The organism is Paenibacillus sp. FSL K6-1096 (assembly GCF_037977055.1).
Lineage (GTDB): Bacteria > Bacillota > Bacilli > Paenibacillales > Paenibacillaceae > Paenibacillus_AQ.
Genome location: NZ_CP150274.1, coordinates 4,116,230 through 4,131,813 on the forward strand (window position 1 = coordinate 4,116,230; position 15,584 = coordinate 4,131,813).

Genomic DNA, 15,584 nt, shown 5'->3' on the forward strand with positions numbered 1-15,584 from the left:
AGCCCGTTAAACAACAATTCCAGCAAGCAGACCTACATCCAGGGGGAGTCTCCTCCCAAACAAAAGGGGAATTGTCCGCTCTGCCGGTAAATGCAGAAGGGACAATCCCCTAAAAAGAAGCCAAGCTTAGTCTGGAGTAATCGGCGTGCCGGTATCATTCAGCCTGCGCGCAACCACATCCGCTTGCAGGCGCTTCAGCCATTTCAGCTCCGTCTGGCAATGCTCATATCTGCCGTACATCAGATGCAGCACCGAGCGGGGCACCACAGAAATGTGCTCCTCGTACAGCTGGTATGCCAGGTTCACCTGATGCTCCGCCTTATGGATGCGCTCCTCCAGCAGCTTGGCAACCTTCTCCTGGTCAATCATATGCATGAGCGACAAGGCGATATGTACCGGATGGTACATGGGATCGTTTTTGCGGATCTGCTGTATAATGAGCTGCTCCATGAAGGCTTTGCCTTTGTCTGTGATCCTGTAGATTGTTTTGTCCGGACGGTCCGGGCTGTGAATGACCTCAACCGCTTCGATATGGCCGCCTGCGGCCAGCTTATCAACCGCATAATACACGGACCCGGTCTGCATCTTGATCACCTGATCCATAGCACGGTCCTTCATGACCAGGGTGATCTCGTAAGGATGCATATTCCGCTCCTGCAGAAGGCCCAGAATCACCAGCTTCATCGGCATCGGCTTACCTCCGTTCGTTATCGATAGCAGGCTGGCCCCCTTGAGGCAGCAGCCGGTCCTTCGGCATCAGCAGGACGAAGACCACCGTCAGCACCGCCGGCACCAGCGCCCACAGAAAAGTATGCGCGATGGACGAGGACAATGCATTCGTAATCTTCTCCAGGACAGGTGCAGGAATCTGGGCCCGTGCTTCAGGCGTCAATGCGGCACGCGGATCGCTGAAGGAGGAAGCCTGGTCTCCTCCGCCGAGTCCGGTGCTCAGCTCCGAGGCGAAGCGGTTGCGCTGGATGATCCCGAAGATGGTAATGCCGAGTGTCATGCCAAGCGAGCGCAGGAAGGTGCTGGTTGAAGTAGCCGAGCCCCGCTGGCGCATATCGAAATGCTGGATGGATGACAGGCTGAGCACCGAGAAGGAGAATCCGACACCGAAGCCGGTCAAGGCCATGAAGACATTCAGCAGCAGCCGGGAGGTGTCCGGTGTCAGTGTGCTGAGCAGATAGATCCCGGCCACGAAGCATACCGCCGACAGCAGCATAATATTGCGGAAGCTGGTCCGGGTCGTAAGCAGACCGCCGGACTGGCTGCCGACTACGGTGCCGATCATCATCGGCATGAGGATCAGGCCGGAGTTGGTGGCCGAGCCGCCATATACCCCCTGCACGTATATCGGGATATACACTGTCGCAACAATGAACGCCGAGCCGTAGAAAAGCCCCAGAATACTGCTGGTGGCGAACAGGCGCTTGCGGAACATGGCGAAGGAGATGACCGGTTCGGCGGCGGATTTTTCAATAAGAATGAAAGCAATAAGGAAGACGGCGAAGCCGCCGAACAATCCAAGAATGGCTGCTGAATCCCAAGGGTACTCATTGCCGCCAAGCTCCAGTGCGAACATCAGGCAGATAATGCCTGCCACGAGGGTGAAGGCACCGCCCCAGTCAATCCGCTGCTTGCTGTGGATGACCGACTCCTTGTAGAAGTAGATAATGAGGAAGAACGAGACGACCCCAATCGGCAGGTTAATATAGAAGATCCAGTTCCAGTTGACGTATTCGGTGATATACGCACCTAGCAGAGGCCCGATAACACTGGATATCCCGAAGACGGCTCCAAATAGTCCGGTTAGCTTGCCCCGCTGCTGCGGCGGAAAAATATCAAATACAATCGTAAACGCAATCGGCATCAGCGCACCCCCGCCAATCCCCTGAATCGCGCGGTAAATGCTGAGCTGGGTGATGCTGGCCGCCGTTCCGCACAGTGCGGAGCCGATCAGGAAGACGATCAGCCCGAAAATGTAGAACCGCTTGCGTCCGTACATATCGGACAGCTTGCCGAAGATCGGGGTTCCGGCCATAACCATGACCATATAGGCGGAGGTGACCCAGACAATTTTGTCCAAGCCTCCCAGGTCGGAGACAATCGTGCCCATCGCTGCGGCAACAATTGTATTATCCATGGCCGACATCAGAATGCCGAGCAGCAGCCCGGCAACGACGAGCTTCAGATTGCTCTCTTTGGTGTGCATGTTGTTCAGACTCCTTTGGTGGCGTAAGTATAAGTTCGAGACTTATTATATTCAAATTTGAATAGGGGGTCAATCTTTTTCGCTAAGCGCTTGTACCAGGAGTCCGGCAAGGTCTTCTTAAGGGAGGCTTACCCATTGTAATTGGTATTCCTTATCGGTCAACACTTTATTCCCGGGAGATGCTTGACATACCCATGGGGGGTATATTATAGTAGGACGTAAGGAGGCTGATTCGTGTGTCAACGAATGAGAAAGGACCCGCCGGACAGGAGTGCGGCGAAGCCTGTCACCCTGCCGCTTCCGGGGTGCGCAAGAGCCATCACTCGCCGGAATTCAAGAACGGGCTGACGGCCCGGCTGAACCGGATTGAGGGGCAGATCCGCGGAGTGAAAGGGATGATTGAGCGTGATACCTACTGCGATGATGTACTTAATCAGCTCGCGGCGGTACAGGCGGCGCTGAACAGCGTCGGGAAGCTTCTGCTGGAAGGCCATATGAAGAGCTGTATTGTTGAGCGCATCGAAGCCGGAGAGCATGAGGTTATCGATGAGCTGCTGGTTACGGTCGGGAAGCTGATGAAATAGAGATTCAACAATAAATATCAGGAGGGAATTCAAATGTCGAACGTAGTATTGAAGGTTGAAGGCATGTCCTGCGGTCATTGTGTCAGTGCGGTAGAGAAGGCGGTTAGCGGTGCAGGGGCTGCGGCGAAGGTAGACCTGCCGGCGAAGACGGTGGCGGTTGAATATGACGAGGCTAAGGTTAGCCTGGATAAGATCAAGGCGGCCATTGAGGATCAGGGCTACGACGTAGTATAAGCGTGAATGTAATGGGAGGGCTTGGAGCCGGGAACCCTGAAGAGGGAGCTGGCCCAATGCCTTTTCTTTTCAATAGATTTATACCCCTTGGGGGTATACGGAGGTGCTTGAGGATGGAAAAGAGTGCAGAAGCCGCCAAGGAGCAGGCTACCCTGCAGATTACCGGCATGACCTGCTCTGCCTGCGCCACGCGGATAGAGAAGGGCCTGTCCCGTATGGAGGGAGTATCCCATGCCAACGTCAATCTGGCGCTGGAGCAGGCCACGGTTGGATATGATCCGGCGGTGGCCGGGGTGCCGCAGTTAGAGGAGAAGATCCGTTCGCTCGGATATGACACGCTGAAGGAATCGGCGGATTTCGATATTACCGGCATGACCTGTGCCGCCTGTTCCGCCCGGATAGAGAAGGTGCTGGGACGGATGCCGGGAATTGCAGCCGTGAATGTGAATCTGGCGCTGGAGACCGCCCATGTGGAGTATTCGCCGGGCAACATCAGCACAGCCGAGATTATAGATAAGGTTAGCAGCATCGGCTACAAGGCAGCGCTGAAGCAGGACCGCAAGGACATTGCCAGCCAGCGCGGAGCGGAGATTGCCCACAAGCGGAACAAATGGATCTTATCTGCCATTCTGTCGCTGCCGCTGCTCTGGGCGATGGCCGGCCACTTCTCGTTCACCTCCTGGATCTGGACGCCTGAGCTATTCATGAATCCGTGGTTCCAGCTGGTGCTGGCGACTCCAGTCCAGTTCCTGATCGGCTGGCAGTTCTACGTCAGTGCTTATAAAGCGCTGAAGAACGGCAGTGCCAATATGGATGTGCTGGTGGTGCTGGGTACATCTGCCGCTTATTTCTACAGCCTGTATCTGACCATCGATTCACTGAGCATGAGCGGGATGCATCATACTGTGGAATTGTATTTTGAGACCAGTGCGGTGCTGATTACGCTGATCCTGGTCGGCAAATGGTTCGAGGCGCTGGCCAAGGGCCGTTCATCGGATGCGATCCGCAGCCTGATGGGGCTGCAGGCCAAGACGGCGCTGGTCGAGCGGGAAGGTGCAGAGCTGAGCATTCCAGTTGAGGATGTCATAATTGGGGACATTGTGCTGGTGAAGCCGGGCACGAAGGTGCCTGTTGACGGGGAAGTGGTCGAGGGGCTGTCTGCTGTTGATGAATCGATGCTTACAGGCGAGAGTATTCCGGTGGAGAAGAAGCCGGGTGACTCCGTAATAGGCGCTACGCTGAACAAGAACGGAATGCTGCGGATCAGAGCCAAGAAGGTTGGCCGGGACACGGCCCTGGCCCAGATCATCCGGGTCGTGGAAGAGGCGCAGGGCTCGAAGGCCCCGATTCAGCGGGTTGCCGATGTGATCTCCGGGATTTTCGTGCCGATCGTGGTCGGCATTGCCGCTGTAACCTTCGCCGTCTGGTATATCTGGGGCGCGCCGGGACAGTTCGCCGAGGCGCTGGAGAAGGCAATTGCGGTGCTTGTCATTGCCTGCCCGTGCGCACTGGGGCTGGCTACGCCGACCTCCATCATGGCAGGTTCGGGCCGGGCCGCCGAGTTCGGCATTCTGTTCAAGGGCGGGGAGCATCTGGAGGCCGCGCAGGGTGTGAAGGTGGTTGTAGTCGATAAAACCGGTACAGTCACCAACGGCAAGCCTGTGCTGACCGATATCGTGGCAACCACCGGTATTGCTGCCCACGGCAAAGTGCTGGCCGAGAACCGGCTGCTGTCGGTTACGGCGGCGGCGGAGAAGCTGTCGGAGCATCCGCTGGCCGACGCCATAGTCGCCGCTGCACAGAGCCGGGGGATCGAGCTTCCGCCCGCCGAGCAGTTCGAGGCGGTGCCGGGCCGTGGCGTTACGGCTGTGGTCGCAGGCCAGAAGGTCAGCGTAGGCACCCGGCGGATGATGCGGGAGAACGGGCTTGAAATCGAAGCCTGGCTGGACATCATGACCCGGCTGGAGCAGGAAGGCAAAACGGCGATGCTGGTCTCACTCGATGATGCCATCGCAGGCGTTGTCGCTGTGGCGGACACCATAAAGACCACCTCACGCGAGGCTGTCGCCCGGCTGCACGACATGGGCATAGAGGTCGTGATGATTACCGGAGACAACAAGGTGACGGCGAAGGCAATTGCCGATCAGGCGGGCATCCGTACGGTGCTGGCCGAGGTGCTGCCGGAGGGCAAGGCGGCCGAGATCCGCAGGCTCCAGAGCGGCGGGGTCAAGGTCGCCATGGTCGGGGACGGCATCAACGATGCGCCGGCGCTGGCGACCGCTGATACAGGCATGGCGATCGGCACCGGCACCGATGTAGCGATGGAAGCTGCGGATATCACGCTGATGCGCGGCGACCTGATGGGAATAGCCGATGCTATCCTGATGAGCCGCAAAACAATGCGCAATATCAAGCAGAACCTGTTCTGGGCGCTGGCTTACAATACCTTGGGCATTCCCGTTGCCGCGCTGGGCTTCCTGGCCCCTTGGCTGGCCGGAGCCGCGATGGCCTTCAGCTCGGTATCGGTGGTGCTGAACGCGCTGCGGCTGCAGCGGGTCAAGTTGTAAGGAGCGTGCGGGGCGCAGCAGATATAGCAGTCCCTAAGAACCGCCGGTGCGTATGCCGGCGGTTCTTAGGGCTGTTTTGCGTTAATGCTGGCTGCGGGCGGGTGCGGGGTTCGCGGCTTTCTTTTGCCGGCCCAATAAGTTCGTGCCTATGACTCCTGCGATGATGAGCGCTGAGCCAATCCCGTGATAGACGGTAATTTCTTCGTTCAGGAAGAACGCGCCCGCAGCAATGGAGACGATGGTGGAGAGGTTGCTGAATACGCTCATGAGCGAGGCCTCGATTTTGGATAAAATATAGGTGGAGGTCAAGGTGGTAACCAGCGAAGCGATGACCCCCAGATACAGTGCGGACAGAATGAAGGTGCCGCTCTTCAGCGGACTGAGGAAATCCCCAAGCGTTCCGCTGGCTGCATGTCCGGTGAGCGAGATGATCAGGAAGGTGGCGAAGCCTGTACCCATCAGCAGGTAGCTAAGCTCAGACGGGCTGAAGTGGCTGGACAGCGAGCGGGCCAGTACACTGTACCCTGCAAACGCAAGACAGGTCAGGAACAGCAGCACGATCCCGGTCATATTGGACAAATCGATGCGGCTCCCCTTCATGATGAAGATGAACACTACGCCGAAGACTGAGAGGAAAATACACAGCTTTTGCGGCAATGTCGTCTTCTCCTTCAGGAAAACCCCGGCGATAATCATCGTCACCACCGGGGTGAACGAATACAGAATCCCGCCTTCGGCTGAGGTGGCGTGCTGAAGCCCGAACACCTGAAGGGTGAAGAAGCCCAGCGGATACATCGCTGCCAGCAGCAGCGCCCGGCCCACCGGCTTGCCCCGGTAGGAGACCTTGACCCAGCCGAAGGCGACCGGAACCGACATGACGGCAAAAGAGGCGGCAAAGCGGAAGGTCAGCGTATCCAGCGGTCCGGCATGAACCAGCGCCACCTTGGTGAACAGAAATGAGAAGCCGATAATGAATGCGTTGAGTACGGCGAAGCTGTAGGCCAGCTTGAGTCCTTGTTTTGGCATAGGGTGCAACTCCTTGTTGTGTTAAGTGATACTTAAAAATTAAAGCAAAGCATGCCCGGCAACAAGGCAAGATTTATGAAACTGTACCGGTACAGTTCGTGGTTTTCTGTATAATTAAGGGGCAAAGTGTAGGATACAATAGGCAGCAGAACGCCATATAAAAGGCATACGGGAGGCGGGCGATGAACAAATATCATCAGGTGCTCACGGAGATGGAGCGGGGGATGAGGGAAGGGCAGTACCGTCCCGGGGACAAGCTGCCGTCTGTACGCCGGGCCGCAGAAATCTACGGATGCAGTATCAGCACCATTCTGCGGGCTTACGGGGAGCTGGAGCGGACCCACATGATCTACTCGATTCCGCAGAGCGGCTATTACATGGTAGAGAAGGCTGAAGAGCCTGAAGCTGGGGGCAGCAGCGGGGAGACCGACTTTGCTTCGGCTTCGCCGGATTTGAATGTGTTCCCTTATCTCGATTTCCAGCATTGCCTCAATAAGGCGATTGACCAGTACAAGTATCATCTGTTCACGTATGGAGATGCGCTGGGGCTGGATTCGCTGCGCCGCACCCTGGTGGCCCATCTGGCCGAGTATCAGGTATTCGCCAAGGCGGAGCGGATTCTGATCACCTCCGGAATTCAGCAGGCGCTTGAGATTCTGGCGCGAATGCCGTTCCCGAGCGGGCGGACGGACATTCTGGTCGAGCAGCCGGGGTACGATATCTATCTGCGGTATCTGGAGGCGGAAGGATTGCCGGTCAGCGGTATCCGGCGTTCGGCGGCCGGTATCGATTTGCAGGAGCTGGAGGAGCGGTTGGCGGGCGGGAGATTCAAGTTATTTTACACGATGCCGAGGTATCATAATCCGCTGGGGACCACCTACAGTGCAGAGGAGCGCCGGGCGATTGCTCTACTTGCGGCCAAATACGATGTCTACATCGCCGAAGATGATTATATGGCTGATCTGGGCATCGGACGGCGTTATGATCCGATCTATGCGTATGACCAGACCTCCCATGTGATTTATCTCAAAAGCTTCTCCAAAATCATCTTCCCCGGCCTCAGACTCGGTGCTGTTGTGGTCCCGGAGCCGCTGCTGGAAGCCTTCCGCGCCTACAAGGGGTACACCGATACCTCGTTGCTGTCGCAGGCTGCGCTGGAGGTCTATATTAAGAACGGCATGTACGGACACCACCGGCATAAGCTGAAGGCCATGTATGCGGCCAGAATCCGCGCGGTCTATGCGGCGCTCAGGCGGCATAATACGGAAGGCCTCATTGAAGCCTCTGCGGACAGCTCCGGCATCTATATCCAGTTCAAGCTGCCGGTGACCGTTAATCTGGAGCGTCTGGTCCGGCGGCTGGGCGAGCGGAAGATCCGGGTGGTGCCCGGGAACGGGTTCTACTTATCCGGTGAGCGGAACCGGGATAAATTCCTGCGCATCAGTATTTCCCGGGCCGGGCTGGGGCAGATTGATGAAGGAATCCGGGCGATTGTCGAGGAGGTGAAGCGCGGGAGGGGGAGGTAGCGGCAACGGGCGGTACCGGCTGCATTCCTCCAGGACGCTTGCAGTTGTATGAGTCTCAGGATATCGTCATAATATGCCTATAACCGATTGAAAAGAGGCGAACGATAATGAACCCTACAAACGAAACCATTGAGCTGCTGAACCGCCATACCTCTGTCCGCCAGTATCAGGACAAGCCGGTCAGTGAAGAGGTGCTGGCAGCGGTAATCGGAGCGGGCCAGATGGCCTCAACCTCCAGCAATGTCCAGGCTTACACGGTGATTGCCGTGACAGAGCCTGCCCTTAAGGCCCAGCTATCGGCCTTGTCGGGCAATCAGGCGTACATCGAGCAGTGCCCGGTGTTCCTGGTCTGGTGCGCCGACCTGTACCGCCTGCGGGAAGCGGCGGCCCCGCATCTTGCGGGAGTCCCCTCGTATGAGGACACGACCGAGAATCTGATCGTGGCTACAGTCGATGTCGCGCTGGCCGCGCAGAATGCGGCCGTGGCCGCTGAATCGCTGGGCCTTGGCATCGTGTACATCGGCGGTATCCGCAATGAGATCGCCAAGGCATCCGAACTGCTCGGCCTGCCGGAGCTGGTCTATCCGGTGTTCGGCATGTGCCTCGGCTATCCGGCCGCCGTGAACGGCATCCGCCCGCGCCTGCCGCAAGCGGCGGTGCTGCACCGCAACGCCTACAACGCTGAAGCGGCAGTAGAGCAGGCCCGGTTATACGACGCGATCTCCAGCGACTATATGCGGGAGCGGACCGGCGGCCAGAGCGCAGCCTCCTGGTCGGAGGTCATGGCGAAGCGCCAGGCCCAGCCCGCGCGGCTGCACATGAAGGAATTCCTGCTGGGTAAGGGATTCATGCAAAGGTAGAGATTTGGTGAGGCCTTCTCCGTGGTCAGCGGGGGAGGCTTTTTTGGGTTGGAGGGGCGCAAGTGGCAATGATGCAACATTGCACCGCAGCCAGTAACATGTCTGGAGAAATCCTGCTAAAAATGCAACAATGCTGCCCAATAGAAGCGGCCAATGCAGAAATCCTGCACCAAATGCAGCAATCTCAGACTTAACCTGCTCAAAACACCAAAATTCCTGCAGAAACTGCAACATTGCACCGCAGCCAGTAGCATGTCCTGGATAAATCCTGCAAAAACTGCAACAATGTTGCTCCATACCGATATAAGCAAGCGGTTGGTGAAAGTGCAAACCCTCAAAATTGGTCAGAGGTAGGCAGAACGCCGCTAAGATGTGCTACTGCGTGGTGGACCGGGGCGAATGTATGTGGAAAACAACATACAATGTGCAACTGGAAGGGTGGTCGGGTCGGATGTATGTCGAAAACCGAATACAATGGGTTTGAGTGAAGGTGAGCAAGCCGAGGCGAGCGGAAGGATATTCTTCCGTTTGATTATTTTGCATTAACAGCAAAATTGCATTTAAAGAAAATTTGCGTGTTGCGAAAATTTGAGGATGGTGCTAAAATTTGGCAAGAGGCAGAATTTCGCTGGACGCCAACAACCGGGCCCGGAATCGCGCCGTAGCCTAATTCCCTCTTCTGTTTCGCGGCTGGTCTGCTGCGGCTGATCTTGAAACAATAGATTCAAGAAGGAGGAGAATGGTATGGTACAGGTAGACGGACAAGAGACTAAGGTGGCTGCACGGTTGACGCATAAGGTGTTCTTTGAGCGGGATGATATTGAGTTCACCTTCCAGTGGCTGCTGTCGTTCGTACATTGCGGCGGTGTGTCACAGGGGGAAGTATTTAAGCTTGCACGGAACATCGATCCGAACTCTATGGCCAGCTGGAAGACGGAATTCGAGAAGGAAGCCGTTAAAATCGAAGCAACGGCGGAGAACTGCCTGAACAAGGGCCATCTGATCAGCGCCAGCGAGGCCTTTATCCGTGCCCACTCGTATTACCGGGCGGCCTTCTATGGAGCTTTTCCCGGGGAACCGGATTTCGCTCGGTATCACGGCAAAAGTGTGGAATGCTTCCGCAAGGCGCTGGATGCGAAGTCTGAGCAGATTCCCCATGAATGGGTCGAGGTCGAATACAAGGGGTATAAGTTCCCAGGCTGCTTCCTGAAGGCAGAACACGGCGATGCGCCCAAGCCGACAATTATCTTTCATAACGGCGGGGAGACCCACAAGGAGGACACTTACTTTCTCGGCGGGCAGGCGGCCATCGACCGGGGATATAACGCCCTGATTGTAGACCTTCCTTATGATGTATGTGTCCGGTTCTACGAGCCTGAGGCAACGGCCCGGAACTTCCCGCGCGAGGAGCTGTATAATGTCTACAGAGCCACCACGGATTTCGTTCTGGCCCGTCCGGATGTGGATCCTGAGCGGCTGGTGGTCAGCGGCATGAGCTATGGCGGGGCCAAGACAATGGTTCATGCAAACTGTGATGACCGCTTCGCAGCGGCAGTTCCTAACTCGCCTGTATATTCTATGGCCACCTTCATTGAACGCGGGATGCCTTCGTTCCTGAGGGGAACCTCAGAAGAAGCTGCTGAGCAGAGCAAGAAGATGCCATATACCGGTCAGGTCCTGTTCGCCGGATTAGCCTGGTCTCATGGCTTGGACAGCATTGCCGAGTGGCATGGTTCAGCCGGAGAAGTGATGGAGGTTGATCCGCAAGACGTCAAGTGTCCCCTGCTCTCCATGTATTCGGAAGCGGAGCATCCCGAGATGCAGCGGCAGGCGATAGACACTTACGAGAAGGCCCCGAATGAGAAGAATGCGATCTTCAAAGGGACCGAAGAGGATGGCGCCGATCTGCACTGCCAATTGAACAATCTGCCGCTTAGCTTCCAGGTGATGTTTGACTGGCTGGATGAGGTGCTGGGTTATAACCTTCAAGTTCCGGTACCGCAATAAATTTACTCCGCAAGAAAATAACGGGTCTGCGGGACTGCAATGGCAGCACCGCAGACCTGTAACTACATACAGGAATGGAGCAATAGAGTGACATGACGAATGAAAAACAGGGCTTGAGAGAACGCAAGAAGGAAGAGACCCGGCGGACACTCAGTGAAGCCGCGCTTAAGCTCGCGCTTGAACGGGGAGTCGCACAGGTCCGGGTGGAGGATATTGCCGTAGCCGCCAATGTGTCTATGCGAACGTTCAATAACTATTTTGCGTCCAAGGAGGCGGCGATTGTCGGCAATGCTTATGAGCGTGCCGAGCGGCTGGCGGCTACCCTGGCCGGACGTCCGCATGATGAACCGCTTGCGGATTCGGTCCGGGCCGCAGTGCTGGCCGGCTTCTCCGAAGCCCCGGACCGGCAATGGCTGGCGCGTGTCGGCCTTCTCCGGGATGATCCCGCATTAATCGGCGCAACGCGGAAGGTGGAGATCGAGATTGAGCAGGACCTCGCCCGGGTCATTGCAGCCCGCACCTCAAAGGATGCGAAGCTTGACCTGCAACCGGCGCTGCTTGCCTCGATGCTGCTTGCGGCGATCCGCACAGCCGTCTTTTATTGGGCTAATGACCCCCGGGGAGGAAGCACGCTCCTGGAGACACTTGGACAAGCCATCTTGCATGTGCAATTCGGGCATTAAGAACTCTCTATACATAACGCAGGTGACAGTTGTCATTTTAAACCGGTGACAGTCCATACTGATGTTCCTCTCCCGCCTCCGGTACTATAGCAATATAGCCAAAGGGCAACAGATTACGGAGGGATACAGATGGATCAAGTCATCGAATTGCAGAATGTCAGTAAAAGCTTCCACGATAAGCAGGCCGTCAATCAAGTCAGCTTTACCATCGGCCGCGGCTCGGTCACAGCATTGCTTGGGCCGAACGGAGCCGGGAAAACTACAACGATTGCGATGCTCCTGGGGCTGCTTGAACCTACGCAGGGAAGCGTGAAGGTATTCGGGCTTCCGCCCAAGGAGGCCAAGGTGAAGCAGCGGACCGGCGCCATGCTGCAGGAGGTCAGTGTCATGGACCGGCTGAAGGTCCGCGAGCTGCTGGCCCTGATCCGCAGCTATTATGCGCAGCCGATGGAGATGGACGTTCTGCTCCAGGCCACCGGGCTGGGGGCGGACGATCTGAACCGCTATGCGGAGAAGCTCTCCGGTGGACAGAAGCGCAGTCTCAGCTTTGCGCTGGCGCTGGCGGGCAACCCGGATCTGCTGTTTTTGGACGAACCGACGGTGGGCATGGATACGACCGCCCGGCGGCAGTTCTGGAATAGGGTTAGGGAACTGGCCGCGCAGGGTAAGACAATCCTCTTCACCACCCATTACCTGCAGGAGGCGGAGGATATCGCGGACCGGATTCTGCTGTTCAACCGTGGCGTGCTGGCGGCGGACGGCAGCCCGGACGAGATTAAGTCGAGGCTTGTGAAAAAGTCGCTGTCCTTCCGGCCGCTCGGCGACCCGCGGCTTCTGCGCAGTCAGTTGCTGGAGCTTCCAGCCGTCGAGGCTTGCTTCGAGAAGGAGGGGCGGCTGCATGTAACAACGGAGAATACGGATGAGACGCTGCGGGCTATTTTTGTGAACGGGCTGGCAGTGAAGGATGTTCAGATCGACCAGGGCAAGCTGGATGAAGCGTTCGAGCAGCTGACCATGAATCAAGAGGAGGCGGCACACTAATGAAACCGATGATGAACCAGTGCAGAGCAGAGCTGCTGCGGATTATCCGCAATCCCTATTATGTGTTCTGGTCGCTGCTGATGCCGATCATGTTCTATTTTATTTTTACCCGGGTGGTGAATACAGGGACGGACGATGTGAAGCAGTGGCAGGCGCATTATCTGATGTCGATGGCGGCCTTCAGTGTGATGGGCTCGGCGATTATGACGCTTGGCATCCGGCTGGTGCAGGAGCAGACTATGGGCTGGAATACGTTCATGCGGATTACACCGCTGCCGTCCTCAGTCTATTTTATCGGCAAAATGTTCGGCCAGAGCGTCATGCATCTGTTCTCGATCCTATGTATTTTTGCAGCGGGGTATCTGATCAACGGGGTGTCGCTGACGGCGGCGCAGTGGCTGCTTAGCGGGGTGTGGCTGCTGGCGGGGGCGCTGCCTTTTCTGGCGCTGGGTACGATTATCGGGTCGATGAAGCGGGTGGATACGGCCAGCGGGGTGAGCAATGTGCTCTATATGGGGCTGGCGGTGGCCGGGGGCATGTGGATGCCTCTGGAGATTATGCCGAAGCTGCTGCAGAAGATCGGGCACTGGCTGCCGTCTTACAATTACGGAGATGGAGCCTGGGCGATTGTGGCGGGAGAGGCCCCGCAGTGGAAGGCCATGCTGCTGCTGGCCGGTTACCTGGCCGTATTTATGTTATTATCGGTTTATATCCGAAAAAAACAGGAAGCGGTGTAATCCATAATGGCGCGTAAGCAGTTCCGGGTTTTTCCCGAAAAGATCGGTTTCTTCCCCTATATCTGGCTGATCTATCTGGTGTTCCCGGTGCTGAACCTGGATGGCTACAGCGGCTACAAGCTGATGGGAGGGTATGCGCTGCTGCTGCTGTTCCTGGTGGCGTACCGCCAGCTCTACTGGGTGACCGAGAAGGCGTATACGGCCTGGCTGGGGCTGCAGTTACTGATTATTGTCGTGTTAACTGTTGTCTACAGTCCCTACAACTTTTATATGGGCTTCTTCACCAGTAACTTCATCGGCTGGTATACCGATGTGCGCCGCTTCAAGCGGGCATTGGCAGTGTTCGCCGCCGTGCTGATCGGACTGGTGGGTCTGTTCTACCTGCCGCAGATGCACGGCCTCGATATCCTGTTCATGCTGCCCTTCGTGCTGATGATGCTGATCACTCCCTTCGGTATCCGCTCGATTAACCGTCGGCGGGTGCTGGAGAAGGAGCTGGATCAGGCCAATGAGCGGATTAAGGAAATGGTCAAGCGCGAGGAACGGATGCGCATCGCCCGGGATCTGCATGATACGATGGGGCACACGTTGTCGCTGATTACCTTGAAGAGCCAGCTTATTGAGAAAATGGTGGTGAAGAATCCCGAGCGGGCGCAGGCGGAGGCGCGTGAGATCCAGCGGACCTCGCGGGCCGCGCTGCGCCAGGTGCGCGAGTTGGTCTCGGAGATGCGGGCGGTCACTGTAGCCGAGGAGCTGGCAGCGGCGGAAGAGATGCTGCGCAGCGCCGAGATTACGCTGGAGGTAGAGGGCGATGCCGCGCTGCCGGGCGTCTCTGATCTGACGCAGAATATCTTAAGCCTCTGCATTAAGGAGGGGGTCACCAACATCGTCAAGCATAGCGGTGCGGATGTGTGCCGGATCGGTATCGCGCTGCTGCCCGGCGAGGTGCGGATTACGGTGGAGGATAACGGAATCGGCGTAGATTGTTCTGGTTCCGGGACGAGCGGGCGCGGGGACGGCAACGGCATGAAGGGGATGGCTGAGCGGCTGGCCCTGATCGACGGCTCCTTGACGCTGGGGCCAGGGACCAGCGGGGGAACGTTGCTGACAGTGACGGTACCCAGAGCGGTCAAGGACAGAAAGGATGGGGAGACGGCATGATCAGCATCATAATCGCTGAAGATCAGCGGCTGCTGCGCGGGGCGATGGCAGCACTGCTGGAGCTGGAGGACGATATGGAGGTGGCGGGCGAGGCCGGGGACGGGGCGGAGGCGCTGGCTCTAATTGAGCGGCTTCAGCCGGATGTGTGCCTGATGGATATCGAGATGCCGCTGATGAGTGGCCTGGAGGTGGCAGAGCTGCTGAAATCGCGGGGCAGTGCCACCAAGATTATTATCCTGACCACCTTCGCCCGTCCCGGATACTTCGAGCGCGGGGTGAAGGCCGGGATTCAGGGCTATCTGCTGAAGGATGAGCCGGTGGACAAGCTGGCGGAGGCGATCCGCCGCGTGGTTAACGGGGGGCGGGAGGTATCGCCGGAGCTGGTCTTCGGCAGCCTGCGCGAGGAGAATCCGCTGTCGGAGCGGGAGCGGGAGATTCTGCGGCTCGCGGGAGCCGGACGGAGCGCCAGTGAGATCGCCTCGGCGCTTCACCTCTCTTACGGCACCGTCCGCAACTACATCTCCGAGATCCTCGGCAAGCTGGAGGTGAAGACCCGGATCGAAGCGGTGCGGCTGGCGGAGGAGAAGGGGTGGATGTAGGGGGCGTAGGCGGGCAGTGAGTGTACAAAGGTACAGGGCTGATTGTAGGGCAGGAGGTGTTGGACGGTGAGTGTATAAGGTGCAGGGCTGGTTGTAGGGCAGGAGGTAGCGGACAGTGAGTGTACAAAAGTGCAGGATGTGTAATGTGTGTGGGAAGCCAGGTCTTAAACGGACAGTTTCGCTATATGATGAGATGTGCTACATGCACTCTGTACAACTAAATCGTCTGATGTACCGCCGAAACTCCATATAGCTGTATTTGGTGCAATTAAACTAACTGGATATCCTGGTTTTCGCCCATATGGGGCTAATTTAGTTGTACCAATTACAGTTATAGCAGACAA

The 15,584-nt window shown here is 57.2% G+C and carries 15 protein-coding genes; 12 read left to right on the forward strand and 3 right to left on the reverse strand.

Going from position 1 to position 15,584, the window contains the following annotated elements:
- Window positions 1-126: 126 nt before the first annotated feature.
- Both MHI24_RS18365 and MHI24_RS18370 read right to left on the reverse strand, forming a co-directional pair.
- Window positions 127-690 carry a PadR family transcriptional regulator gene (locus tag MHI24_RS18365; protein ID WP_340020971.1) on the reverse strand — a complete coding sequence of 188 codons (564 nt, stop codon included), beginning with the start codon at window positions 688-690 and terminating at the stop codon, window positions 127-129.
- A 4-nt stretch (window positions 691-694) separates the two neighbouring features.
- Window positions 695-2,215, reverse strand: coding sequence for an MDR family MFS transporter (locus tag MHI24_RS18370; protein WP_340020972.1), 1,521 nt, complete (start codon window positions 2,213-2,215; stop codon window positions 695-697).
- Window positions 2,216-2,520: 305 nt separating this feature from the next.
- On the opposite strand from MHI24_RS18370, the gene MHI24_RS18375 reads away from it, so the two are divergent.
- The 3 genes from MHI24_RS18375 (at window position 2,521) to MHI24_RS18385 (ending at window position 5,600) form a co-directional block, all read left to right on the forward strand.
- Complete coding sequence (locus MHI24_RS18375; RefSeq protein WP_238650971.1) at window positions 2,521-2,799, forward strand: metal-sensitive transcriptional regulator; 279 nt, start codon at window positions 2,521-2,523, stop codon at window positions 2,797-2,799.
- 33 nt (window positions 2,800-2,832) lie between these two features.
- Window positions 2,833-3,033 carry a copper ion binding protein gene (locus MHI24_RS18380; RefSeq protein WP_340020973.1) on the forward strand — a complete coding sequence of 67 codons (201 nt, stop codon included), beginning with the start codon at window positions 2,833-2,835 and terminating at the stop codon, window positions 3,031-3,033.
- Between the two features lie 113 nt (window positions 3,034-3,146).
- Window positions 3,147-5,600: a heavy metal translocating P-type ATPase gene (locus MHI24_RS18385; protein ID WP_340020974.1), complete on the forward strand. Its 2,454-nt coding sequence runs from the start codon at window positions 3,147-3,149 to the stop codon at window positions 5,598-5,600.
- 81 nt (window positions 5,601-5,681) lie between these two features.
- On the opposite strand, the gene MHI24_RS18390 is transcribed toward MHI24_RS18385, so the two are convergent.
- Window positions 5,682-6,626, reverse strand: coding sequence for a DMT family transporter (locus MHI24_RS18390; RefSeq protein ID WP_340020975.1), 945 nt, complete (start codon window positions 6,624-6,626; stop codon window positions 5,682-5,684).
- A 182-nt stretch (window positions 6,627-6,808) separates the two neighbouring features.
- Here MHI24_RS18390 and MHI24_RS18395 point away from each other — a divergent pair, with 182 nt between their 5' ends.
- The 9 genes from MHI24_RS18395 to MHI24_RS18435 all read left to right on the forward strand — a co-directional run bounded on the left by MHI24_RS18395 (window position 6,809) and on the right by MHI24_RS18435 (window position 15,240).
- Window positions 6,809-8,152, forward strand: a complete 1,344-nt coding sequence (locus MHI24_RS18395; protein WP_340020976.1) for a PLP-dependent aminotransferase family protein — start codon at window positions 6,809-6,811, stop codon at window positions 8,150-8,152.
- Between the two features lie 107 nt (window positions 8,153-8,259).
- Entirely contained in the window at window positions 8,260-9,012 is a 753-nt protein-coding gene (gene nfsA, locus MHI24_RS18400; protein WP_340020977.1) for an oxygen-insensitive NADPH nitroreductase, read from the forward strand.
- A 62-nt stretch (window positions 9,013-9,074) separates the two neighbouring features.
- On the forward strand, window positions 9,075-9,206 hold the full coding sequence (locus MHI24_RS18405; protein ID WP_340020978.1) for a hypothetical protein: 132 nt from the start codon (window positions 9,075-9,077) through the stop codon (window positions 9,204-9,206).
- A 550-nt stretch (window positions 9,207-9,756) separates the two neighbouring features.
- The gene (locus tag MHI24_RS18410) at window positions 9,757-11,019 is read left to right on the forward strand and encodes a prolyl oligopeptidase family serine peptidase (protein ID WP_340020979.1); all 1,263 of its coding nucleotides are present in this window, start codon (window positions 9,757-9,759) and stop codon (window positions 11,017-11,019) included.
- A 92-nt stretch (window positions 11,020-11,111) separates the two neighbouring features.
- Window positions 11,112-11,702 (forward strand): TetR/AcrR family transcriptional regulator, encoded by a 591-nt coding sequence (locus MHI24_RS18415; RefSeq protein ID WP_340020980.1) that lies wholly within the window; start codon window positions 11,112-11,114, stop codon window positions 11,700-11,702.
- A 129-nt stretch (window positions 11,703-11,831) separates the two neighbouring features.
- Window positions 11,832-12,743, forward strand: a complete 912-nt coding sequence (locus tag MHI24_RS18420) for an ABC transporter ATP-binding protein (RefSeq protein ID WP_340020981.1) — start codon at window positions 11,832-11,834, stop codon at window positions 12,741-12,743.
- Window positions 12,743-13,480 (forward strand): ABC transporter permease, encoded by a 738-nt coding sequence (locus MHI24_RS18425; protein ID WP_340020982.1) that lies wholly within the window; start codon window positions 12,743-12,745, stop codon window positions 13,478-13,480. Before MHI24_RS18420 ends, MHI24_RS18425 begins: the two co-directional genes overlap by 1 nt.
- A 6-nt stretch (window positions 13,481-13,486) precedes the next feature.
- Entirely contained in the window at window positions 13,487-14,641 is a 1,155-nt protein-coding gene (locus MHI24_RS18430) for a sensor histidine kinase (protein WP_340020983.1), read from the forward strand.
- A complete protein-coding gene (locus tag MHI24_RS18435; protein WP_340020984.1) occupies window positions 14,638-15,240 on the forward strand; it encodes a response regulator transcription factor in 603 nt (200 codons plus the stop codon). The genes MHI24_RS18430 and MHI24_RS18435 overlap by 4 nt, the downstream gene beginning before the upstream one ends.
- Window positions 15,241-15,584 lie beyond the last annotated feature (344 nt).